Genomic DNA, 23340 nt, shown 5'->3' with positions numbered 1-23340 from the left:
GTCGTCTTTGAAATGGAGCAACCAGATCTCATGGATTGGCGCGACTATATGATCGATACCGCCCGGGCGGTGTCCTTTCTCAGCCGGATCACCGTTCCGGCGAACGTCTTCGACGGCCATGACGGAAGCCTCTCGCGCGGCGTCAGGGCCTTTCCGCTGGCAGGCATGCTGATTGCGCTTCCCGCGGCCGCAACGCTATTCCTCATGCTGGTCCTGGGTGCGAGCCCCCTGCTCGCCGCCTTTGCCGCGCTTGCAGTACAGGCAGTGGTGACCGGTGCGCTGCATGAGGACGGACTGTCGGACGCCGCCGACGGCCTCGGCGGGGGACGCGACCGGGACCATGCGCTGGAAATCATGAAAGACAGCCGGATCGGCTCCTATGGAGCGGTCACCCTCCTCCTCGCCTTGGGATTGCGCGCCGCGGCGATCGCAGAACTCGCAACGCATCTCGGCGCGCTCGGCGCGGCCCTGAGCCTGCCCGCCGTCGCGGCCCTTAGCCGCGCGCTGATGGTGTGGCACTGGTCGGCCCTGCCGCCAGCGCGCACCAGCGGCCTGGCGTTCGCGGTCGGCACGCCGCTCAAGTCCTCTCTCAACCTGGCCCTGATCTCCGGCCTCGCGATTGCCGCCGTCCTGCTGGTGCCAACGGCCTCGCTGTTTGCCTATTTCCTTGCCGTCGTCATTGCCGGACTCGCTGCCTCCGCCTTCACCGCCAAGGTCCGTCGCGCGCTTTCCGGCCATACCGGCGACACCATCGGCGCGACCCAGCAAGTGGCCGAGATCGCGGCACTTGCGGCCCTTGCCATGGCCACCTGAGCACCCGATATAATTTCGGACCCAAACCCAAGGCCGCACGATGGAATCACCCTGCACACTCGTCTGTTCGATTGACATGAAGACCGGCTACTGCTTTGGCTGCGGCCGCACCGGTGACGAGATCGGCAGCTGGACGGGCTACACAGACGCCGAACGCCGTTCGATCATGGCAGCCTTGCCGGCCCGCCTTGAGACCGTCGAGCGCAAGCCGCGCCGGGAGACCCGTCGTACGCGCATGGCCAGAGAGCGCGAGATGAACTGATGCAGCTGATCCTGGTTCTTGCCATTCTCGGCTTTGGCCTCGCCGTGCTTGTCTTCAACCACGACACCGGTCAGAGCTTCGGCATGGACAACGAGGAGTTCGGCCAATTCGTCCGGCTCCTTCCCCTCGCCGCGCTCCTGTCAGTCGGCATCTTCGCCTCGCGCCGTTCGCTCGGCCAGAGTGCCCGCCAGCTTGCAATCTGGCTGCTGATCGTGCTGGCGCTCGTCACCGGCTATCTGTACCGCATGGAACTGCAGGCGATCGCAGACCGGCTGGTCGCGGGGCTCGTACCGGGTCGTGCAGTGGTCATCACGACAAGTGACGGTCAGACCGAAGTGATCCTGCACAAGTCGCTCGGCGGCCATTTCGAGACCTCGGTGGATATCAACGGCGTGCCCGTTTCAGTCCTGATCGATACGGGCGCGAGCACAGTGGCGCTCCGTTACGAAGACGCCATGCGTATCGGCATCAATCCCGCCAACCTCGCGTTCACGCAGGTCATCATGACGGCGAACGGCCAGGCCTTGGCGGCGCCGGTACGCCTGCGGCAGGTTGCCCTCGGCCCGATCCTGCGCGAGGACGTCCGCGCGGCCGTCATCGAGGAAGGCCGGCTCGGCCAGAGCCTTCTCGGCATGAGCTTCCTGTCAACGCTCGGATCCCTGCAGATGCAGAGCGACGAACTGCGCCTGCGCGATTGAGCTCGCTCAGGCGCGCAGCTTGTAGCCGGTCCGGAACACCCAGGCGAGAAATCCGAGGCAGGCGGCGAGGAACAGGCCGATCATGGCCAGGCTGATCAGCGGATGCACATCCGACACCTCGAAAAAACTCCAGCGAAATCCGCTCACCAGATAGAGCACCGGATTGAAATGGCTGACCGTCTGCCAGAACGGCGGCAGCACGCTGACCGAATAGAATGTCCCGCCGAGGAAGGTGAGTGGCGGAACGACCAGCATCGGCACCATGCTCAGTTGCTCGAAGTTCTTTGCCCAAATGCCGATGATGAAGCCGGCCAGGCTGAAGGCGACGGCCGTCAGCAGCATGAAGAAGAGCATCAGGATCGGATGCTCGATGCGAAGATCCACGAAGAGTGTGGCGGTCGCGAGGGTGATCAGGCCGATCATCATGCCCTTGGTCGCTGCCGCACCGACATAACCGATCAGGATTTCCGTCATGGCGATCGGCGCCGAGAGAATCTCGTAGATCGTGCCCGTGAACTTCGGAAAATAGATGCCGCTCGAGCCGTTCGACACACATTGCGTGATCAACGTCAGCATAATCAGACCCGGCGTGATGAAGCCGCCATAGCCGACGCCATCGACCGGCTCCATGCGCGAGCCGACAGCCGCGCCGAAGACGATGAAGTAGAGGGCCGTGGTGATGACCGGCGAAACCACGCTCTGCAGCAGGGTGCGGCGCGTGCGCGCCATTTCGTAATAATAGATCGCCTTGATCGCTTCGAAATTCATCTGCCTTCTCCGATCAGGGAAACGAAAATGTCCTCCAGCGAGGTCTGGTGGGTCGACAGGTCGGCGAAGCCGATGCCGGCCGCCTCGACCGCTGCCAAAAACCGCGCGATGCCGCCGTGATTGCTCTCGTCGTCATACTGGTAGACCAACTGCTCGCCGGTCTCGGACAGCGAGAGGTTCCAGGCGGAAAGCGCCTCGGGTATCTCGCTGATCGGTGCCTTCAGCTCGATGCTCAGCTGCTTGCCGCCGAGCTTGCGCATCAGCGTGTCCTTGTCCTCGACCAGCATCAGCCGGCCGCGGTCGATGATGCCGATGCGATCGGCAATCTCCTGCGCTTCCTCGATGTAGTGGGTGGTCAGGATGATGGTTACGCCCCCCTCCCTCAAGCGCTTGACCAATTGCCACATGTCCTTGCGCAGGCTCACGTCGACGCCCGCCGTCGGCTCATCGAGGAAAAGGATGCGCGGCTCGTGCGACAGCGCCTTGGCGATCAGCACGCGCCGCTTCATGCCGCCCGACAGCTCGCGCAACGCGTTGTTGCGCTTCTCGAACAGCGTCAGTTCGCGCAGCAGGTTGTCGATATGCTCCGGCGCCGGTTTCTTGCCGTTCAACCCGCGCGAGAAGCTCACGGTGTTGACGACGGTCTCGAACATGTCCGTCGTCAGTTCCTGCGGCACAAGGCCGATCATCCCGCGTGTCTTGCGGAAGTCCTTGACCACGTCGTGACCGTCCACCGTGACCGAGCCTTCGCTTGGATTGGTAATGCCGCAAATAATCGAGATCAGCGTCGTCTTGCCCGCGCCGTTCGGCCCGAGCAAGGCAAGAATCTCTCCCTCCTCTATGTCGAGAGAGACGTTGTCGAGCGCCTTGAATCCGTTGTCATAAGTCTTGGACAGGGAACGCACGGAAATGATCGAGGCCATGGCCGGAGACTCCGTGTGAATTGAGGATCGTCAAGCCAATATAGGCAGCGGATCCACTTTTACCAGCACGACCCCGCCACCATGCGAGCATGGCGCGCAAGCGTCGTGCACCGAGCGAATTTCAGTTGACGCTGGCCGCCATCTTGAGGAGCGTATTGTCGGAATAGACGCGATTGCGACCGTACTGCTTGGCGAGATAGAGGAACTGGTCGGCTGCGTTGAGGTAATTGCTGAAGTTCTCCAGACCGGCAACCTCGGCAACACCAATCGAGGCGGTGACAGCTATGTCGCTATCGTCGAGCGCCACGCGCAGGTCCGCCACGCAGGAGCGCACGGTCTCGCAGAATTCGCTCGCCGCTTCGCAATCCATACCCGTCAGCAGAATGCCGAACTCCTCGCCGCCGAGGCGTGCCAGAAGATGGTCGCTGTCGTCCATCAGGTCCGACAGGCGGGTGGCGACTGCTTTAAGCACACGATCGCCGATCTCGTGCCCGTAGGTGTCGTTGAGCTGCTTGAAATGGTCGATGTCCAACATCGCCATGCTGCAGGCCTCCCCCCGCTCGAGGCAGGTTGCAACCCTTGCCGGTCCTTCATCGAAGAAATGGCGCCGGTTGCGCAGCCCCGTCAGATAGTCGCTGAAGGCGGCCAGCCGAAGCTGCCGCATCTGCGATAACGTCTCGATATTGTGACCGATGCGGCATTGCAGTTCCTCCACCACGAAGGGGCGATAGACGAAATCGTTGGCGCCGGCCTTGAGGAAGCTTGCCGACAACAGTCGATCGGCCGAGGACGAGATGCCGATGATCCGCAGCCGGTCCGACCCATACTCACGGCGAATCCGGCGCGTCAGCTCGTAGCCGTCCATGTCCGGCATGTTGTAGTCTGTGACGACCATGTCGATGCCTGGATGGCGAACCAGCATCTCTAGGGCTTCGCTGCCGGACGTCGCCTCGAAAACTTGGAACTGCTGGACCTTGAGCAGATCGGTCAGCATCTTGCGCGCCGAGGCCAGATCATCGACCACCAGAACCCGGACATAGCGATTGGCGAGGATGCGTTCGACGGCGGAAACCACCATGTCGACGGCGCGCTCATTGTTCTTGATGACATAGTCGGCAACGCCGCGCTCCACCAGCCGCTCCCGCATGTTGCGGTTGAAATCCGCGGTGAAGACCACGGCCGGGATCCCCATGCCGACCACTTCGTCCAGGATCTGACCATCCGGTGAATCCGGAAGGTTGAGGTCTACCACCGCAGCATCGAAGGCTTGATCGGTCTCGCTCGCCGCCTCGTGGAACGCTCTGGTCGATGCGCAATGCGTGACCTTAAACCCATGTTCCTTCTCGAAGCGATGGCACAACAAGGACGAAAACGTGCGGGAGTCTTCGATGACCAGAACATGCGCCCGCTTGCGCGAAACGGCATGATACCCGGAGGACGGCTCGCTCAGCAGTGACATTGTTTTCACTTTCGAAAATCAATCTTTTTCACAAGTACGCGGCGTGCAAGCATGTCTCCGACCCGAAGCTGCGGGGGCCGGCATTGTCGTTGGGCTGGCGGTCCGGCAGGTTACTTGCGCGCCGTTGCCGCCCTGATCTGCACCAGAGTGTCGAGGTTCTGGTTCACACGGCAATAGAACTCCTCGTCAATGAACGGACGCAGCATGAAGTCATTGCCGCCGACCTTGAGGAAGCGGGCCGACAGCAGACGATTGGTCGAGGACGACACACCGATGATCCGAAGCTCGTGGCTGCCGCGCGCCCCGCGGATGCGCCGCGTCAGTTCGAAGCCGTCGATATCGGGCATGTTGTAGTCCGTCACGACAAGGCCGATGTCGGGGTTGGATTTGAGTATCTCGAGCGCCTTGGCGCCGCTTTCGGCCACGCTCACACGGAAGTTGTAGCGCTTGAGGCGGCTGGAGAGCAGCGCGCGGGCCGTCGGGCTGTCATCGACGATCAACACATGGTGGCGATGATTGGTCAGGAAGCGGTAGACCGACTCGGCCAGCATTTCGACGGCGAAAATATTGTCCTTCAAGATGTAGTCGACAATGTCCTTGGAGAGCAGCTTTTCGCGCGTCTGCTCCTGAAACGTGCCGGTGAACACCACAACGGGAATATTCAGGTCGATCAGGTATTCGAGCGCCTCGCCGTTTTCCGCGCCAGGCAGGTTGATATTGGAGATTGCCAGCGTCACGGGGTCGTCAGACAGCTCATTCGCGGCCTGGAGATCCTCGAAGGTACGGCAGATCTCAACGTCGATGCCGAACAACTCGTTCATGCGCGTGCTGATCATGGACGTGAAGACATTCGAATCCTCGGCGACGATGATTCGGACATCGGGAAAAGTTTCTCCAGAATACTGCATTCCGGAAATGCCTAGAAAAGCCATGACACGCCTTTAACCTGAGAAAACTGCTAGAAAATTAGTCAATACGATTTGCAGAACCGTTAATCGAACCGGCATGATCGAAGCATGGGGATATTAATTTGCACTGAAGGAGGGGCGACCAGTTCTGCCCTTTTTTGATCTTTGCCTGTTTTCCGGCAGACTTCACCAGCGTCGCTGTGTCCTGGGGGCGGGCGAAAGCGCGTGTCGGCCGGAACGGCACATCCGACGCGACAGTACAGACCTCAGGCGCCCGGGTCTGACCGTGCGCGCGAAGTCTGCTGAATTGGCAGGGAAATTGTATTTGCCGGCTACTTGATCGTGGCCGAGCCGTCCTTGATCTCAAGGGTTTCGCCACCGGCTAGACCGATGCGGTCGCCGTTCGGCAGCGTCACGAAACAGCCCGACGGGCAGATCGTTTCCGAAGCCCCTGCATCGACTGTAACTTCGGTGCGGTCGCCGTCTTCGACAATCACCAGCACGACGGCTTCTGAGCCGGCGTTGTTGACCGATGCCGCCCAGGCACCGCTCGCCGCACCAAAGAAAACCACTGCGCCTGCCAGAAACTTCTTCATTCCTTCATGCAGCGCCCCCGGCGCCGTCCTCTCGTTTCGTCCGACCGTCGGTCCGTTTCGACCGCGCCAGACATGCCGTTCCTCTATGCCCCCAGCCCTGAACGCCGGCTGAACGTGCCGTTCATGGCGTGATCTTGTCATCATCCGGCGGAACACGCAAACCGCCCGGCCTTGCAGGGCGTTCCTTCCCCCTGCCGTCCAGAATGCGGCGATCCTCCTCATCCAGATGCAGGTAAACCTCACGGTGCGGATAGGGCATCTGGATGCCCTCCGAGCGGAAGCGCTCCAGGATCGTCACCCTCAGCTCGTTTCTGACCGGCAGGCCGGCAAGCACGTCACCGATGAAGCCTCGCAGTTCGAAATCGAGCGAAGATGCGCCGAAACCATTGAAGAGCACCACCGGCTCCGGATTGCGCAACAGGCCCGGATGGGCGAGCGCAATCTCCATCAACAGTTCCATCACCCGGCGTGCATCGCTGTCATAGGCGACGCTGACGGAAATTTCGATACGGCCGAGCTTGTTTCGGTGGGTCCAGTTTCCGACCGGCGCGTTGATGAGTTCCGAATTCGGCACAATGATGGACTGGCGCTGAAAGGTCTCGATCTCTGTCGCGCGCACCGAAATGCGGCGCACGAATCCCTCCGTGGTGCCGGTTGACACCCAGTCGCCCACCTTGAAGGGGCGTTCGGCGAGCAGAATGAGGCCGGACACGAAATTGGACACGATGTTCTGCAGGCCGAAGCCTATCCCGAGCGAAAGCGCGCCGGCGACCAGCGCCAGGCTCGACAGGTCGATCCCCGCAGCCGAAATGCCAATCAGGCCGGCAATCCCCGTACCGAGATATCCGACCCCGGTCTTGATCGAATTGCGCACCCCGGCATCCACCTGCGAGCGTGCCATGACGTTTCCGTCGAGCCATTTCTGCAGCCAGTGCGTGGCAATCAGGCCCAGGCTGAACAGCAAGACGCCGCCCAATATGCCGAAGATCGAGATGCGGATCGTGCCGATATTGATCTCGGTGAAGATGTTGACCAGCCAGATCTCCAGGTCGCGCGGCTGGAAGCCCCAGGAGATCAGAATGATTGGAAGGCCGACCGACAGTGCAAACAGGTAAATCAGAAGGCCAGCGGCAATGCCCGCCTGATCGAGTGCCACCGGTTTCAGGTCGAAACGCTGCTGGAGATGCCTGCCCACCCGCGTCTCGCCAAACTGGTTCGGTGCCGAGATCGCCTTGCCGGAGAGAATGCCGATGTACATCGTCGCCACGACAGCGCCGGTCACGACGATCTGGGTCGCAAGAAACCGCGATAGCCCGACATAGCCGATGGCGCTGAGCATGATCAGCCCAATCCCGATCACGCGGAAAAGCACTGCGATCATCTTGGGCCAAGGCCGGCCACGCTCCGACGGATCGCCGCTCTCACCAACCACCGGACGCAGGAAGGAGACGACAAGGATGATCAGACCCACGACCACGGATGAGACGAAGCTCTTCATCACGGTGAGCACGACCGGCGAACTCAGCGTCTCGCTGACCGCGCCGAGCACGTAGTCAAAGCCATTGACCACCGCCATCGACAGCACGGCAAAGTTCAGATCGCGTGCGCCCTTGTTTGACAGCCTCACCAGACGCCAGCTCGGCGCTTTTGGCGCAAGCACCGCGCGCGCCAGCATCGCGACGAAGAAGACAAGTCCCGCAAAAGCGAACAATGCCGCCGCGATCGGTGCGATGTCCGGCCTCAGGACATTGAATGTGTCGAGGAAGAAGAAGCTCGTCACCAGGAAGGCACCAAGTGCCAGCGCCGGCAGGATTGTCGACCAGAAGGCCACGGAGAACCGGCTCATGTAAGCGGGCTTGCTCTGGGCGGGATCCCGTCGGATCAACTTGCCGAACAACCGGTATTCCGCAGCGATCAACACCAGCGCCAGAATGAGCGAGAGCATCACCGCCGTGCCGAGCGGCACGCGCTTGTATTTCCAGATAAACGAATACCAACTGCTGACAGTACGCTTGAAATCATTGAATTCAGACGAGAAAACATTGATGGCGTCGTCTATCACGTCACCGGAAATCTCGGTGTGCTCGAATAGGCGCTCGGTAAACAACGCGCGCCTGAGATCCGTAATGGTGTCGGAAAAGTCGGAAGCCCTAATCGACAGATCTTCCGCGTGCCCGGTCAGTGTATTGATTTCGAGACGGATCGCATTCAGCCGGTTGCGCTCCTCGGTGACCTCGAACGTCTCTTCCGGCATGCCCTCTGCCGGCGGATCGCCAAGTTGCGCCAGCCGGGCCTTGACGTCGTTGAAACGCGGCCTCAGCTCGACCGATATCTTCAGCATGTGCCGAATGAGCTCGTCCGCCTTGACCTTGATGTCGACCAGGGCCGCGTCGTCGCTCTTGCGCGCCTCGACCAGCGCCAGCAGCGATTCGAGTTCCTTCTCCGCCTCCGCGATCAGCGAGCGCGCGCGCTCGACGACATCGCTGCGCGCCGGCGGGGTTTCCTGAGCGGACAAAGGTGTGGCGCCAACGGCGACAACAAGGGGCTGGAAGGCCAGCACCATGGCGATGGCACACGAAAAAAAGCGGCGGGTGCGAAACAAGATCGGTCCTTGCGCTAGTCGAAATCCTGCGCGGACCATAGTGATTGTTTTGGCCAAAAGAAAGAACGCGCCGCGGACGCCTTGGCGAACGACGCCGGGCGTTCCGAAGGACACCCGGCGACCAGATCGGCAGCATCGCGGCTCAGGCGCAAGCCATCTTCTCACGCAGCGCTTCGAAACGCTGCAACTGGTCGGACAGCAATGCCTTTTCCGCATCGCGACGGACGAAGACCTTGAACATGGCCCGGCCGTCCGCGTTCATGAACCAGACCGAACATGACCGTCGACCATGGAAGCCGCGATCGACGAAAGCGATCGAGACGCACCGATCCTTGCGGATATGCCCGCCGATCGGGCTGTCGCCGTGAATGTTGAACCAGCCGTGGCCCTCGCTCCCCTGGGGCAACGCCCCCTCCACTTCCAGAACGATATCATCCGTATGGACGATCATCAGGACATCGCCCCAGGAGGCCATGTCCTGCCAGATCGCCAGGAAATGCTCTGAAGGGACCAGGATCGAAGCTCCGGCCGGAAGGAGGGCCAGGATTTCCGCCGGACTAACGTCCGCCTGCGCGGCGATCGCCTCGACGACGCCGTCAGGTTTTTCGGCGAGCGCGGCCAGTGCCCGCTCCGCGCGTTCTTTGCTGGTCACCGCCTTGTCCATCGCCGATCTCCTCAAGCTGCCTCGTCGATCCGCTTACCGTCGCGGTCCTCGTGGATGATGACCTCGAATCCCTCGAAATGCGGGCCGGACAGGTACTGAACCTTCGACTCGCCGGCGCGGGCATGGGCAGCACGGAACTGGTCGGACTTGGTCCAGTCCTTGAAGTACTCCTCGTTTTGCCAGACGGCATGCGAGGCATAGAGCGTATGGTCCTCGGCCTTGGGGCCTTTCAGCATGTGGAATTCGACATAGCCGGGCACTTCGGCAAGGCGACCCTTGCGGTTCGCCCACATCGCCTCAAAAGCCTCCTCATGGCCCGGCACCACACGGAAACGGTTCATTGCAATAAACATCGTCGAAATCCTCTCGTTGATCTGAAGGCGTCTCTGGTCGGGACAAGCGGCGGCATTCCCTTCACACCGCAGCCGCCTTTCCGGCAGCCACGCCGTGTTGCCTTGGTATTAAAACTTGTGTATTTGTGTCAAGTTAAATGTCGCCGGCCACGGCGCGTCGCATTTCCCGATTGTCTACCGGCCCCGAGCCGGCCGGTAGCACTCCCGTATTGGCAATAGGATTTCTCAGCATGTATCAACTTGGATCGCTCGGCATTACCGCACGGACGCTCGCCACCCCTCTTCTCCTGCTTGCCCTGACCAGCGGCGCGGCCCTTGGCCAAACAATCCCGCGGGACGCGAAGCGCATCGTCTCGATCGGCGGCACGGTAACGGAAATCATCTTTGCGCTCGGCGAGCAGGAGCGCATTGTGGCCGTCGACAGCACCAGCACCTATCCGGCCGAGGCAGCAGACAAGCCCGATGTAGGTTATATCCGCCAGCTCTCCGCCGAGGGCGTGCTGTCGCAGAAGCCGGACCTGATCATCGCCGAGGCTGGCGCCGGTCCGGCCGACGCGATCACCATCCTCAAGGCGAGCGGCCTGACCATGGTGTCGATTCCAACCCCGCCCGAGGCCGAGGCGATTGCGGGCAAGATCCGCGCGGTCGGCGCAGCGGTCGGCAAGTCCGCCGCTGCGGAGAAGCTGGCGATCGACGTCGATACCGGACTGGCAGCGCTCAGCCAGAAACTTGCAGCGATCGACGGCCCGAAGAAGCGCGTGCTCTTCGCCCTGTCGCTCTCCAACGGCCGCGTCATGGCCGCCGGCACGGAGACTTCGGCCGACGCAATCATTCGGCTCGCCGGCGGAATCAACGCCGCAGGCGCGGTTTCGGGCTACAAGCCTCTGAGCGACGAGGCGGTGATCGCCGCCGCCCCCGACGTGGTGCTGGTCATGGACAACCCACAACTCCACCTGTCGGCCGGTGAGGCCTTCGCCCTGCCCTCACTCCAGGCGAGCCCGGCGGCAAAGGCAGGCGCGTTCATCGCCATGGACAGCCTCTACCTGCTCGGCCTCGGGCCGCGCACGCCTGAGGCCGCCTTCGATCTCGCGGCCAAGCTCTATCCGGACGTCTTCAAGCCATGAGCGCAATCGCTTCGTTGATCGGGCGGCATTCCGCGCCCGGCGACCGCGCCGGGCTCGCTATCGTCGTCATCCTTCTCCTCATTGCACTGCTGGTCGCCGCGGCCCTGGTATCGCTGGTGAGCGGGCCAACCGGTGTCGGCCTGAGCGATCTGCTCGCCTACATCGGCGGCGAAGCCGACAGCCTCGCCCCCCATGACCGCATCATCCTGGAAGCGGTCCGCCTGCCGCGCACCGCCATGGGGCTTCTGGTCGGCGCCGGTCTCGGCCTGTCGGGCGCCATGATGCAGGGCCTGTTCCGCAATCCGCTGGCCGATCCGGGCATTGTCGGCGTGACCTCGGGGGCGGCCTTCGCCGCCGTCTGCGCGATCGTCCTCGGCGGCACGGTGCTCGCCCCGCTTCAGGCGCTTTTCGGCAACCAGTTCCTTCCGCTCATGGCCTTTGCCGGCGGTCTCGCCAACACCTTGCTGCTCTATGCCATCGCCACGCGCAACGGACAGACATCGACGACCGCACTCATCCTGTCGGGCATCGCCATCGGCGCCATGAGCGCCGCGGCGACCGGCCTCCTGATCTTCGTCGCCGACGACCGTGCCCTGCGTGACATCACCTTCTGGTCGCTCGGCTCGCTCGGCGGGGCAACCTATGCCAAGGTGCTGGCCATCCTGCCGTTCATCCTGCTGGTCATGCTGGTCTTGCCCTTCGTCGCCCGTGGTCTCGATGCCCTGGTGCTCGGCGATGCCGCGGCCTTCCACATGGGGGTGCCGGTGCAGCGCCTGAAACGCCTGTCCATTCTCGCAGTTGCGGCCGCCTGCGGCGCGACAGTCGCGGTCGCCGGGTCGATCTCCTTCGTCGGCATCGTCGTGCCCCACTTGCTGCGGCTTGCCATCGGGCCCTCCCACCGCTTCCTGCTGCCCGCCTCGGCACTCGGCGGCGCCGGTCTGCTGCTGCTCGCCGACAGCATCGCCCGGACAGTGGCCGCACCGGCGGAACTGCCGATCGGCATTATCACCGCCATTCTCGGCGCGCCGGTCTTCCTCATGCTGCTGCTCGGCCGCAATGGCCGTGCCGCGATGGAGGGGCCTTGATGATCGCCGCACAGGATGTCAGCATCATCCGGGACGGCCGTGCTCTGATCAGCGAGGTCGATCTCATGCTTCGCCCCGGCGTTTTCACGGTCGTGATCGGCCCGAACGGCGCTGGAAAATCCACCTTGCTCAAGGTCCTGTCCGGAGAAATCTCTCCCGACCGCGGCGCAGTCCTCTGCCACGACCGGCCGCTCTCACGCCTTTCCGCTGTCGAGCTTGCAGCAGATCGCGCCGTTCTGCCGCAATCGACCACCCTTGCCTTTCCATTCACCGCGCTCGAAGTCGTGCGCATGGGCGCAATCGCCCATGGCAGCCTAAACCCGACACGCGCGGCCCGCTCGGCACTTGCCCGCGTCGGAATGGATGGCTTCGAGGCACGGCCCTACCGCGCACTCTCCGGCGGCGAGCAGCAGCGCGTGCAGTTCGCTCGCGCCCTCGCCCAGGTTCCCCATCCCGTCGAAGGCGGACGCGCGCGCGCACTCTTCCTTGACGAGCCAACATCCAGCCTCGACATCGGCCACCAGATCAGCGTGCTGGAGACGGCCCGCGACTTCGCCCGGCGGGGCGGGGCGGTCCTCGCCATCCTGCACGACCTCAACCTGGCGGCGGAATTCGCCGATCACCTCGTCATCATGCACCAGGGCCGCATCGTGTCGGAAGGCGCGCCGCCTGTGACGATCGACGACCGGGTCATCTCGGATGTCTACGGCATCAGCGGAGCGGTCGGTCGTTTGCCCGCTGCGCCCATCCCCTTCGTCCTGCCGCAGTCGCGACATGCATCCACGGCATAACCCGGCTAACAAAGTTATCCACAGCTTTCCACAGGCAGAGACGCGCAACAGGTGCCAAAAATCGTGAACACCAAGGGAACATCGCCCTGAAAACATGAGAACAAAAGAGCATTTGAATATTCGGATTAAAGCATCCGCCCGGCGAGACAGCTCGCTTTCTCAATAGCCGGCGAAGGACTTTCCAGCACCCGGCGATTTGAGTTTCCAGGAACAGCAGAAGCACATGAAAGGCCGCCAACCCGATGGCTGGCGGCCTCTGCGCATGCGAAGAAGCTTACTCGTGAATCGTGTATGAGCCCAACGCGCAAAGGTCCTGGCTGTCTTCCGTCGTGTCGAGATCCGAGCCTTCCTCGAATTCGAATCGCATGTCGTACTCGCACTGGGTACGGCCGTCCGCGATGGTCAGGCGAATGCTCTCGCCCGGCTCGAGGACCTGGCTTCCGAAGACGTCGTCCTCCCAGCTTCCGACGCCCACCGGCGATGTGTAGAAGCGCGTGAGGACCGAGTTCGTGCCGTTGGTCAGCGTGAAGACCAGATCTTCAGCCTGGGCCGCGGTCGAAAAAAGGACAGTGGCCAGCAGACCAGCGACAGGAAATAGACGTTTCATATAACTGCAATGCTCCATACCCGAAATTGGGCGTCACCACATATCCGCAGCACACGTAACGAAGCAATCACTGCCGCCCGGAAAACGCTGATAGAACCAATAATAGCCTGATTGCCACCTGCCCCAGATCCGGAAGAGAGACGCCGCTCTCGCCGTCTGCGGCACAAGCAAGCAGCACGAAGCCAGCCCTGAACGGCCTGCGACACAACTTTAAAAAATAGGCAGATCTGATTGAAAATGGTGGGTGATGTAGGGCTCGAACCTACGACCCGCTGATTAAGAGTCAGCTGCTCTACCAACTGAGCTAATCACCCGACCAACGCCTTCCGGCGGTGTGAGAGCGCGTATAAACAGCATCACCGATATTGTCCAGCACCGAGACGAAAAAACTTCGCCCGACCATCAAAAAAGATTCAAGGGCCAGCAATGACCAACTGTTTTCAAAGCTCCAGAACTCCGGTTGCGATGCGCACGGCCTGCCCGCCGATCCGCGCCCGGCTGATCGCGCCATCCTTGGTGTCGATGTGCAGATGGATGTAGGAGGGCCGCCCCATCTCCACGCCCTGCTCGACCATCAGCGGATGATGGCCATCGGGAAGTCCATCGAAATGGTGGATCGCGCCGGATAATGCCGCGACCGCCGATCCGGTCGCCGGATCCTCCACGATGCCCATGTCGGTGGAGAACATGCGCGCATGGAATTTCGCGGCATGGTGCACGCCGCCGCGACAATAGACATAGGCCGAGGTCAGCGATCCCTCGCACAGCGGCGCGATGCGTTCCCAAAGCTGCGGGTCGAAATCGAGCGCCTCGATGGTGCGCAGATTGTGCACCGGCACCATCATGAACGGCACGCCAGCGCTCCACACCGACGGGACATGGTTTTCGAAGCCTATGTCGGTCACCTTCAAGGAGAGAGCGTCGGCGATCCCCTGGCGGTCCGCTGCAAGTTCGTAGCGTGCCGAGGAATTCGGCAGGTCGAATTCGGCAAAGCTCGCCTCTCCGTCGCGCAGGCTGACGGCACAGCGCACCGGCCCGACATTCTCCTCCAGCACCGAGACGAGGTCGAGACCGCCGCTGTCGGTGCCGTAGGCCCGCTCGGCGAGCGCAACCGCGGTGCCCACTGTCGGATGTCCGGCGAAGGGCAGCTCACGCACCGGCGTGAAAATGCGAATCCGGGCGGAATGCGCGGCATTGCTGGCCTTTTGCACGAAGACCGTCTCCGAAAAATTCATCTCCGCCGCGATCGCTTGCATCGCCGCCTCTGTCAGATCCTCTCCATCGTAGATCACCGCCAGAGGATTTCCGGCGAGCTTCCGATCGGTGAACACGTCATAGATGGAATAGTGTCGTGCCAAAGGATCCTCCGCCAACATCGATCGATCTGGCCACGAGACTGCCCGACCTTGCGCCCTCGCGCAAGCAAGCGATATCAGCGCCTTCGCTGGAAGAACCAGTCGAGAACCGGCAGCATGGCCGCACTGTAGGGATGCGCGCCAGGATCGGCACTGCGGATGGCGACCGCGCCGGCAATCTCCTTCTCTTCGTCGACCGCCATATGCGCTGCGATACGTTCCAGGATCTCGGCGGCGGCGAGATCGAAATGGTAGAGCCGCACAACGGTCAGCCGCCGCCGACCATAGGTGGCAAAAAATCGCCCGTCGGTCTCAGCCTCGGCAAGATCAAGACCGGTTTCCTCGCGCACCTCGCGCGCCATGTTGCCGGCGATATCGCAATGGCCGTCGACGATGTCGCTCGGATCGAGTGAGCCGGCCGCGCAATAGACCTGGCCGCGATTGACCGTGTGCTCGGCCATCCTGACCGCAATGATGGCGCCATCAGCCGAGACGATGACCGGCAGGCCGAAGACATGATAGCCCCCTTCCCCGAGCGGCTGCCTGCGCCACCAGAGGAAGGTCGAATAGGGAACGACATAGCCCTCGCCCGTTACCACCCCTTCGCGCAAGGTCAGCCGGTGCTGGAACACCATTGGGCCGTCGAAGAGCGCCGGATTGGCGGCGATCTCCGCAACCCAGTTGGCCGCGGCGGCCTTTTGGTTCTCAAGATGGAACGGATGAGCGCCATAGAGCACGCGCAGCCGCACATCACGCAAGGGGAAGATCTGTCGTCCAGCAGGCAAACCGGCCGAATCTTCGACGGGCTTTCCAAACATCAGAGATCGAGCTCCATCACGATCGGGCAGTGATCGGAGGCCTTCGGCCGGTCCCAGCCGATGCGCGGATAGCGCTCGACGTCCTGCCCGGGAGGAAAGGGGGTACGAAACGGCTGGCCGCTACGGATGATGTCCGGCGTCTTGCCGGCATTCCGGCGGGCGAGCGCCGGCGACAGCCAGAGATAGTCGAGCTGGCAGAGGTGCTGTTCCTCCGGTCCACGCGCATGGTAAAGCGTCCAGCGGTCGAGCGGTTCGCGCCGCAGCATGACGTTTTCGGCGAAACCGTCCGCGGAAAAGACGTCAAGCGCGCTTTGCAGCTTGCCGCTGTGCGCAAAACGATAGCCTTGGCGGCGCTCGCCGATCACGTCGATACGCTCCTGATAGTCGTTCATGTCGCCGCAGATCACGAAGTTCTTGTCCGCCGTCTCCCCCTTGCCGAATCGTGCCTCGATGATGTGGCGGATGGCTTTCGTCTCCGCCTCGCGCACCGGCATGCTGTAGCTTCGCCCGTCGACCCCGTCGCGGCCGTTGCTCATCGACTTCAGATGCACGACGTAGAGCGCCAACGGCCGACCGCCGATCTTCAGTTCGAGTTCCAGGCAGTCGCGCTTGAAGATCCTGTCGTCGGGCTTGGCGGTGGCGGCAAGCTGCGGGGTGAAGAGCTCGAGGTCGTCATAGGTCAGCGCCGCGTGGCTGCGGATATCGACGATCTCGATCTTCTCCCCGTCATGCGTCTCGTCACGCATCATCACGCCGACGTCGATGCCGCGGCTGTCATTGCCCTCGACCAGATATTTGTGGCGATAGCCGGAGCCGACCATGCGGAACAGATAGCCGTACTCGAACGCCTTCAGCGCCTCCATGCTGTCGACCTCCTGCAGGCAGAGAATGTCGGCAGCGGTATCGGCGATCGCCAGCGCCGAGAGCTGGCGGGTGTCGTCGGTCGAGGCAACGACGCGGGCCGCCTCCAGCCGCTCGTAGTCTTGCTGATTGCGGACATCGAAGAGATGGAGCACCCGGTCCTTGCGCAGCTGGTTGCGAAAGCCGGTGAAGTCGAACCGCGTCATCAGGTTCTCGATATTGAAGCTGCCTAGCCTGAGCGCCATTCTTGTCGTCCCCGTGAAATTGCGCCCCAACCTAGCGGGGCATCGCCCTGCAAGATAGGGCCACGCGGCAACGGCGTTCCATGCACGGCCCAGAATTCGCCATTCCATAAGATCCCCTTGTTGTCCTATGGTCGCTTAATCAGCATGACCTGGGAGATCTTCATGCGCCGCATCCATTCGTTCCTGGCCGTGCTCGCCATCGCCTTCGCCGTCTCGGCTCCGGCCCTCGCCGACAGCTTCGGCGCCATCGCCTATTCACCCACGACCCGCGCCGATGGCTGGTCGCATTCCTTCTCGACGCGCGCCGATGCCGAACGCCGGGCCATGCGCGAGTGCTCGAGTCGCGCCCGCGATTGCCACGTGGCGATCTGGTTCAAGAATGCCTGCGGCGCCCTTGCCATCGGCCCAACCGGATGGGGTTCCGGCTGGGGCAACGATCGCCGACGCGCCGAACTCGAGGCGATCGGCGTGTGCAACCGGCACAGCGCCGGCTGCGCCGTAACACGCTGGGTCTGCTCCGGCGCCCCGTAGTCGCAATCTCAGAGCCGCCAGCCGGCGCTGATCGTCACAGCCACCCGGTCGCCTTCGGCGCAGACGGTCCGGCTGTACGCCCTCAGCAACTGGCCGTCGCCGAGCTTCAGCCTGAGCGCGTAGCGCTCGCCTTCGAACAGCACGCCGATGACATCCGCCGGAATGCCGTCGCCGCCAAGCACGACATCCTGCGGCCGCACCAGGACATCCATCTGCAGTCCGCCTGGCACGCGATCGACCAGCAGCGCTAGAATCGCGTCCCACCCAAGATCACGCCGGTCGGCGCCGCGGTCTGGAAGGGTGAGGATTGCCCCCTGCCCGATCAGCCCGCCGACCAGCCGGCCCTCCGGCCGCGCATAGATCTCGGCCGGCGGCGCCACCTGCAACAGCCTGCCCTCCGACATCACCGCAACATCGGTGGCCAGCGCCATGGCCTCCGCTTGGTCATGGGTGACATAGATCATCGTCGCGCCGGATCGGGCATGGAATTCGCGGAAAGTCTCCTCCATCTCCTGGCGCAAATGCCGGTCGAGATTGGCGAGTGGCTCGTCGAGCAGAACCACGTCCGGAGCCGTCACCAGACAGCGCGCCAGCGCCACGCGCTGCCGCTGGCCACCGGACAGATCCGCCGGCCGGCGCTCGGCATAGGCTTCGAGCCGCACGGCCTTCAGCGCATCCGTCACCTTCTCCCGGTAGCGCTCGCCGGAGATCCCTCGCACCTTCAGCGGATAGCCGACATTGTCAGCCACCGTCATGTGCGGCCACAAGGCATAGGATTGGAAGACCATGGCCATGTTGCGCCTTTCCGGTGGAACGACACCACTCGCATCGGCCAGAACCCGTTCGCCCAACAGGATCGAACCGTCACTCGGCGTCTCGAACCCGGCGATCATCCGGAGCACGGTCGTCTTGCCGCAGCCCGACGGCCCGAGCAGCGCCAGAAAGCCGCCCTCCCTGATGTCGAGCGAGACATCGTTCACCGCCGGCTTGCCCGTACCATAGTCCTTCGAGAGCTTGTGCAGGATCAGTTTCGCCACGGGACGACCCCTTTCGGCAGCCGCGCCGCCATCAGTTCGAGCAGCAGCATCAGCACCACGACCATCAGCACCACCAGCACGGAAAGCGCGGATGCAAGGTCATAGGAACCGCTGTCGTCGAGATTGTAGATCGCAACACCCAGTGTCTGGGTGCCGGCAGACCAGAGAAGGGCCGAAACGGTCAATTCGTTGCAGGCGATGAGGAACACCAGGATCACCGCAGCACCGGCAGCCGGTGCGATCAGCGGCACGATCACGTCGAACAGCCGCCGGTAGAAGCCCGCACCGGACAGCCGCGCCGCCTCCTCGAGTGCGGGATCGAGCTGGCGAAGTGCGCTCACCACCGGCTTCAGCCCGACAGCGAGGAAGCTCGCGAGATAAGCCGCGAGAATGATCCAGATCGTTCCGTAGATCGTCACACCGAGGAAGGGCAAGGGGGCGGCGAAGACGAGCACGAAGGCGACGGAAATGACAATGCCCGGCAGCGCATAGGGGATTTCGATCATCGCCGAGAGCAGTCCCGTCCAGCGGCTTGCGCCGCGCGTCAACGTGTAGCCGGCGAGCACGCCAATGACCAGCAGGACGAAAGATGTCGTGCCCGCGAGGAAGATCGAATTGGCAAAGGCCGTGCGGGTCACGGTCTGGCGGAAGAGAATTTCCTCATAGGCCGACAGCGAGGCTGTCTTGAGCGACAGCACGACACCATAGGCCGGCACCAGAGAGGCGGAGACGAGCGCCGCAAACGGCGCAATCAGCATGATGAGCAGCAAGAGCCAGAGGAATGCCTCGAGGGCTGAGCGCCAACGGCCGAGACGGAAGGTCGCCGATGCGCCGGAGAGCCCGATGACACGGTAGTCCCGGCCCCTGAGCGCCCGTTCCTGAATGTGCAGACCCGCCACCGCCATCAGGCCGATCATCGCCGACAGGACGGCAATGTCACCGAAGGTATTGCCGCCGAAACTTGCCAGCCGCGAATAGATCAGCGTCGGCAACGTATAGATCTGCGCCGGCAGGCCAAGGATCGCCGGAATGCCGAAATTGCCGACGCCCGAGACGAAGGCGATCGCCGCGCCGGCGACAATGCCGGGCAGCGACAGCGGCAGGATGATGTCCTTCAGGACACGGAAGGGCGAGGCCCCGGCGAGCTTGGCGGCCTCGATGCCGTCGCGCGGCAGCGCCAGAAGGCCGGCCCGCAATGATAGATAGACGAGCGGCGCATGCTGGACGCCATAGAGCAGCGCAATGCCGCCGACCGAATAGAGCGGCTGCGGGCTTCCCATCGGCGGAGCGATGCCCAGTGCCTTCAACAACGGGCTCGACGGACCGGACATACCGACCCAGGCCAGCGCCTGCACCTGCGGCGGGATCATCGTCGGCAGCATGAACAGAAAGCTAAGCAGCCATTTTCCGCGCACGTCGGCCAGCGTCAGAGACAGGGCGAATAGCCCGCCGATCAGGACGGCAGCGACCATGCCGAAAAAGGACGTACTGAGCGTATTGACCGCCGCCGACCACACGGCCGGCTCCTTGAGGAGGTCGAGGGCGCGACCAGACAACAGTGTGGAAATGCCGGCGGCGACGAGCCGCGCCAGCGGCAGGATACACAAAAGAGCAACGAAGGAGACGACAAAAGGAAACAGCCAGCGGGGCTGGCTGTTCGCTTTGGCAAGGGAATACGCCATTGATCCGTGCGATCAATTGGTGCCGAAGATGCCCGAGAAGGTCTTCAGATCGGCTTCCGTGGCCTTGAGGGCAGAAGCTGCATCGATCGGCAGCACCTTGATGCTCTCGCGGGCCGGGAAACCTTCCGGAACAGACATTCCGTTGCGGGCCGGGATATAGCCAAGCTTGAGGAAGCCTTCCTGACCCTTTTCCGACAGAACGTAGTCGACGAACTTCTTCGCGGCTTCGGCGTTCTTGGTCGTGGAGAGGATGGCGACCGGCTCGGTGACGGCGGAGACACCCTCTTCCGGGAACACGAATTCGACCGGAGCGCCCTTGGCCTTTTCGCGGATCGGCATGTAGTCGACGACGACGCCATAGGCCTTCTCGCCCGAGGCGACCGACTTCAGCACGGCACCGTTGCCGCCGGCGGCAACCGCGCCATTGGCCTGCAGCGCCTTGTAGTAATCCCAGCCGAGCCCGGAGACTTCGGCAATCGTCTGCGCATGGATCAGGGCGGCGCCCGAGGTCAGCGGGCTCGGCATGGCGACGAGGCCCTTGGCTTCCGGCTTGGCGAGATCGGCCCAGCTGGTCGGCTTCATCGTGGCGGCGGTATTGTACATGATGCCGGTGGTGATCAGCTTCGTCGCATAAAAGGCGCCGTCGGCGTCATAGAGGCTGGCGTCGTAATTGGCAGCTTCCGGCGACTTGTAGGCCATCAGCTGGCCGGCTTCCTTCATGCGCTGCAGGGTGACTGTGTCGGCGATCAGCAGGACGTCGGCGGCCGGCGCACCGGCTTCGATTTCCGCCATCAGCTTGGCCATGATCTTCGGTGTGCCGTCGCGGACCCAGTCGACCTTGATGTCAGGGTTTTCGGCCATGAAGCCGTCGACGGTCGCCTGTGCGTCCTCGTTCGGCTGGCTGGTATAGAGCACCAGATTGGCGGCATTGGCAGAGGTCGCCAGAATGCCGACGGCAACGAGCGCGGAAAAGGCGGAAAGCAGGTTCTTCATGGAAAGCATCCTCGTTCTTCAAATGAGGCCCGATGCATAACCACACACGCTTGACAGTCATGTGACAGCGGCGGCCCCGCTCTGGGGGCGAAGCCCTCGCGTTTCGCCATCCACCCGCGCATCTTGCCCAATGAAGGACAATTGCCTGACTTTTATCGGTGGGGCTTCGCCTTGTTCCGCGCAGAGCGATTGAAGTCGCAGGCGATTCCTGCAATGGCGGATTTCACACCTTCTTTGATGATGAACCGAGAGTACCAGGATGAACACCGGCGGAAATTGGCGGGCGCGCTTGCGCTATGAGTTCGACAAGAGCATGGCCGGAGGCGCTGTGGCGCTGATCGGCTGGCTCGCCCTGATTTCTCTGGTGGTCATCTCGCTGGCCGGCGCCTTTCTCGCCATTACCGGCATCGCGCCGGAAGGCGGCGAACCGGTCTCCTTCATCGAGGGCACCTGGGCATCGCTGATGCGCACCTTCGACGCCGGCACCATGGGCGGTGACCAGGGATGGGGCTTCCGCCTCGTCGCGCTCGCCGTGACGCTCGCCGGCATCTTTGTCTTCTCCGCCTTGATCGGCGTCATCAGCTCCGGCCTGGAGAACAAGCTCGACGAGCTGCGCAAGGGCCGCTCGCGCGTGCTGGAACAGGATCACACCATCATCCTCAACTGGTCGGCCTCGATCTTCGACGTGATTTCCGAACTGGTGATCGCCAACCAGAGTCGCCGCCGGCCGCGCATCGTCATCATGGCGAACAAGGACAAGGTCGAGATGGAGGATGAGATCGCCACCAAGGTGGCCGATCTGAAGAACACCAAGATCATCTGCCGCAGCGGCGACCCGACCGATCTCTACGACCTGGATATCGTCAATCCGCAAAACTCGCGCTCGATCATCGTACTCTCGCCGGAGGACGAGGATCCGGATTCGCAGGTCATCAAGTCGGTGCTGGCGCTGGTCAACGATCCGAAGCGCCGCCCCGAGCCCTATATGATCGCCGCCGAGATTCGCGACGCGCACAATGCCGAGGTCGCCCGCATCGTCGGCGGCAAGGAATTGCAGATGGTGCTCGCCGACGACCTGATCTCGCGCATCGTCGTCCATACCAGCCGCCAGTCCGGCCTCTCAGCCGTCTATTCGGAACTGCTCGATTTCGACGGCTGCGAGATCTACACGCTGGAACAGCCCGCTCTGGACGGCAAGCCCTTTGCCGCAGCCGTCATGGCCTATGAGAACTGCACGCTGATCGGCCTGTGCGACCGCGCCGGCAATATCCACCTGAACCCCGCCCCGAACCGGCTGATTGAGCCGGGTGAACGGGTGGTGATCATCGCGGAGGACGATGCCTCGATTAAGACCTGGGGCAACGAGGTTACCCTCGCCAAGGAGGCGATCCTGCCTGCGGTGAAGCGTCCTGTCGGGCCGGAACGGACCTTGGTGCTCGGCTGGAACCGCCGCGGCCCGCTCATCGCCTCCGAACTCTGCCGCTATGTCACCCCCGGCTCGCATCTGACGATCGCCGCGGACACGCCGCAATTCAAGGCGGACATGGCCGGTCTGCGGCTGCCGAACGGCAATATGGCGATCGAGTACCACCAGATCGACACCAGCAGCCGCACCGCCCTCGATCGCCTGGACATCCCGAGCTACGACCACGTCCTGGTGCTGGGCTACAGCGACGACATGAGCATGCAGTCGGCCGATACGCGCACGCTGATCACCCTTCTCCATATCCGCAGGATTGCGGAGCGGGCCGGTTGCCACATCAATGTGGTGAGCGAGATGACCGACGTGCGCAACCGCGAACTGGCCGAAGTCACCCGCGCCGACGACTTCGTCGTCAGCAACAAGCTGGTTAGCCTGATGCTTGCCCAGGCCTCGGAGAACGAGTTCATGGCGGCGATCTTTGCCGAACTGCTCGACGAGGACGGTTCAGAAATCTACATGCGCCCGATGAGCGATTATGTGGCGATCGATCGTCCGGTGAACTTCTTCACAATCGCGCTCGCGGCGCTGCGCCGCGGCGAGATCGCCATTGGCCACCGCCGCCAGCGCGAAGACGACGCCGACACCCGCAATCTTGGCGGCGTAACGGTCAACCCGTCCCGCTCGGTTCCGATCCAGTATTGTCCGGACGACATGGTCATCGTGCTCGCCCGGGACTGAACGG

At 62.8% G+C, this 23340-nt stretch carries 23 protein-coding genes and 1 tRNA gene; 8 read left to right on the top strand and 16 right to left on the bottom strand.

What is annotated here, in order from left to right; genetic code table 11:
* Window positions 1-30: 30 nt before the first annotated feature.
* From ACWPVA_RS05065 to ACWPVA_RS05055, 3 genes are read left to right on the top strand one after another with little or no spacing between them, the layout of a single operon-like run.
* Window positions 31-813 carry an adenosylcobinamide-GDP ribazoletransferase gene (locus ACWPVA_RS05065; RefSeq protein WP_454286640.1) on the top strand — a complete coding sequence of 261 codons (783 nt, stop codon included), beginning with the start codon at window positions 31-33 and terminating at the stop codon, window positions 811-813.
* A gap of 40 nt (window positions 814-853) precedes the next feature.
* Window positions 854-1075, top strand: coding sequence for a DUF1289 domain-containing protein (locus ACWPVA_RS05060; protein WP_454286639.1), 222 nt, complete (start codon window positions 854-856; stop codon window positions 1073-1075).
* Complete coding sequence (locus ACWPVA_RS05055) at window positions 1072-1773, top strand: TIGR02281 family clan AA aspartic protease (protein WP_454289530.1); 702 nt, start codon at window positions 1072-1074, stop codon at window positions 1771-1773. The genes ACWPVA_RS05060 and ACWPVA_RS05055 overlap by 4 nt, the downstream gene beginning before the upstream one ends.
* Before the next feature lie 6 nt (window positions 1774-1779).
* Here ACWPVA_RS05055 and ACWPVA_RS05050 read toward each other — a convergent pair whose 3' ends face one another.
* From ACWPVA_RS05050 to ACWPVA_RS05015, 8 genes are all read right to left on the bottom strand, one after another.
* A complete protein-coding gene (locus ACWPVA_RS05050) occupies window positions 1780-2541 on the bottom strand; it encodes an ABC transporter permease (protein WP_454286638.1) in 762 nt (253 codons plus the stop codon).
* Window positions 2538-3464 carry an ABC transporter ATP-binding protein gene (locus ACWPVA_RS05045; protein WP_454286637.1) on the bottom strand — a complete coding sequence of 309 codons (927 nt, stop codon included), beginning with the start codon at window positions 3462-3464 and terminating at the stop codon, window positions 2538-2540. Before ACWPVA_RS05045 ends, ACWPVA_RS05050 begins: the two co-directional genes overlap by 4 nt.
* A 121-nt stretch (window positions 3465-3585) precedes the next feature.
* Window positions 3586-4923: a diguanylate cyclase domain-containing protein gene (locus tag ACWPVA_RS05040; protein WP_454286636.1), complete on the bottom strand. Its 1338-nt coding sequence runs from the start codon at window positions 4921-4923 to the stop codon at window positions 3586-3588.
* Between the two features lie 110 nt (window positions 4924-5033).
* The gene (locus tag ACWPVA_RS05035) at window positions 5034-5855 is read right to left on the bottom strand and encodes a response regulator (protein WP_454286635.1); all 822 of its coding nucleotides are present in this window, start codon (window positions 5853-5855) and stop codon (window positions 5034-5036) included.
* Window positions 5856-6163: 308 nt separating this feature from the next.
* Complete coding sequence (locus tag ACWPVA_RS05030) at window positions 6164-6427, bottom strand: hypothetical protein (RefSeq protein ID WP_454286634.1); 264 nt, start codon at window positions 6425-6427, stop codon at window positions 6164-6166.
* A gap of 121 nt (window positions 6428-6548) precedes the next feature.
* Window positions 6549-9029, bottom strand: coding sequence for a mechanosensitive ion channel domain-containing protein (locus ACWPVA_RS05025; protein ID WP_454286633.1), 2481 nt, complete (start codon window positions 9027-9029; stop codon window positions 6549-6551).
* Window positions 9030-9171: 142 nt separating this feature from the next.
* Window positions 9172-9693 carry a heme utilization cystosolic carrier protein HutX gene (gene hutX, locus ACWPVA_RS05020; RefSeq protein WP_454286632.1) on the bottom strand — a complete coding sequence of 174 codons (522 nt, stop codon included), beginning with the start codon at window positions 9691-9693 and terminating at the stop codon, window positions 9172-9174.
* An 11-nt stretch (window positions 9694-9704) separates the two neighbouring features.
* Window positions 9705-10046, bottom strand: a complete 342-nt coding sequence (locus ACWPVA_RS05015; RefSeq protein WP_454286631.1) for an antibiotic biosynthesis monooxygenase family protein — start codon at window positions 10044-10046, stop codon at window positions 9705-9707.
* 230 nt (window positions 10047-10276) lie between these two features.
* Between ACWPVA_RS05015 and ACWPVA_RS05010 the strand changes: the two genes are divergently transcribed.
* The 3 genes from ACWPVA_RS05010 to ACWPVA_RS05000 are packed head-to-tail and all read left to right on the top strand — an operon-like array spanning window position 10277 to window position 13046.
* Window positions 10277-11170 carry a heme/hemin ABC transporter substrate-binding protein gene (locus ACWPVA_RS05010; protein ID WP_454286630.1) on the top strand — a complete coding sequence of 298 codons (894 nt, stop codon included), beginning with the start codon at window positions 10277-10279 and terminating at the stop codon, window positions 11168-11170.
* Complete coding sequence (locus ACWPVA_RS05005) at window positions 11167-12255, top strand: FecCD family ABC transporter permease (protein ID WP_454286629.1); 1089 nt, start codon at window positions 11167-11169, stop codon at window positions 12253-12255. The genes ACWPVA_RS05010 and ACWPVA_RS05005 overlap by 4 nt, the downstream gene beginning before the upstream one ends.
* The gene (locus ACWPVA_RS05000) at window positions 12255-13046 is read left to right on the top strand and encodes a heme ABC transporter ATP-binding protein (protein WP_454286628.1); all 792 of its coding nucleotides are present in this window, start codon (window positions 12255-12257) and stop codon (window positions 13044-13046) included. Before ACWPVA_RS05005 ends, ACWPVA_RS05000 begins: the two co-directional genes overlap by 1 nt.
* A 274-nt stretch (window positions 13047-13320) precedes the next feature.
* Here the strand turns inward: ACWPVA_RS05000 and ACWPVA_RS04995 are convergent, their stop codons facing one another.
* From ACWPVA_RS04995 to ACWPVA_RS04975, 5 genes are all read right to left on the bottom strand, one after another.
* On the bottom strand, window positions 13321-13653 hold the full coding sequence (locus ACWPVA_RS04995) for a hypothetical protein (protein ID WP_454286627.1): 333 nt from the start codon (window positions 13651-13653) through the stop codon (window positions 13321-13323).
* A gap of 238 nt (window positions 13654-13891) precedes the next feature.
* Window positions 13892-13967: transfer RNA gene (locus tag ACWPVA_RS04990), tRNA-Lys, on the bottom strand.
* 126 nt (window positions 13968-14093) lie between these two features.
* Complete coding sequence (locus ACWPVA_RS04985) at window positions 14094-15011, bottom strand: PhzF family phenazine biosynthesis protein (RefSeq protein WP_454286626.1); 918 nt, start codon at window positions 15009-15011, stop codon at window positions 14094-14096.
* 74 nt (window positions 15012-15085) lie between these two features.
* The gene (locus ACWPVA_RS04980) at window positions 15086-15826 is read right to left on the bottom strand and encodes an NUDIX hydrolase (protein ID WP_454286625.1); all 741 of its coding nucleotides are present in this window, start codon (window positions 15824-15826) and stop codon (window positions 15086-15088) included.
* The gene (locus ACWPVA_RS04975; protein ID WP_454286624.1) at window positions 15826-16932 is read right to left on the bottom strand and encodes an endonuclease/exonuclease/phosphatase family protein; all 1107 of its coding nucleotides are present in this window, start codon (window positions 16930-16932) and stop codon (window positions 15826-15828) included. The genes ACWPVA_RS04980 and ACWPVA_RS04975 overlap by 1 nt, the downstream gene beginning before the upstream one ends.
* 162 nt (window positions 16933-17094) lie before the next feature.
* On the opposite strand from ACWPVA_RS04975, the gene ACWPVA_RS04970 reads away from it, so the two are divergent.
* On the top strand, window positions 17095-17463 hold the full coding sequence (locus ACWPVA_RS04970) for a DUF4189 domain-containing protein (protein WP_454286623.1): 369 nt from the start codon (window positions 17095-17097) through the stop codon (window positions 17461-17463).
* A gap of 8 nt (window positions 17464-17471) precedes the next feature.
* Here ACWPVA_RS04970 and ACWPVA_RS04965 read toward each other — a convergent pair whose 3' ends face one another.
* The 3 genes from ACWPVA_RS04965 to ACWPVA_RS04955 are packed head-to-tail and all read right to left on the bottom strand — an operon-like array spanning window position 17472 to window position 21175.
* The gene (locus ACWPVA_RS04965; protein WP_454286622.1) at window positions 17472-18500 is read right to left on the bottom strand and encodes an ABC transporter ATP-binding protein; all 1029 of its coding nucleotides are present in this window, start codon (window positions 18498-18500) and stop codon (window positions 17472-17474) included.
* Entirely contained in the window at window positions 18488-20182 is a 1695-nt protein-coding gene (locus ACWPVA_RS04960) for an ABC transporter permease (RefSeq protein WP_454286621.1), read from the bottom strand. The genes ACWPVA_RS04965 and ACWPVA_RS04960 overlap by 13 nt, the downstream gene beginning before the upstream one ends.
* Before the next feature lie 12 nt (window positions 20183-20194).
* Window positions 20195-21175 (bottom strand): ABC transporter substrate-binding protein, encoded by a 981-nt coding sequence (locus tag ACWPVA_RS04955; protein ID WP_454286620.1) that lies wholly within the window; start codon window positions 21173-21175, stop codon window positions 20195-20197.
* A gap of 259 nt (window positions 21176-21434) precedes the next feature.
* On the opposite strand from ACWPVA_RS04955, the gene ACWPVA_RS04950 reads away from it, so the two are divergent.
* Window positions 21435-23336, top strand: a complete 1902-nt coding sequence (locus ACWPVA_RS04950) for a CASTOR/POLLUX-related putative ion channel (protein ID WP_454286619.1) — start codon at window positions 21435-21437, stop codon at window positions 23334-23336.
* The last annotated feature ends 4 nt before the right edge of the window (window positions 23337-23340 follow it).

It is taken from the genome of Rhizobium arsenicireducens (genome assembly GCF_964021225.1).
This window is presented reverse-complemented; position numbering and strand designations above follow the sequence as displayed.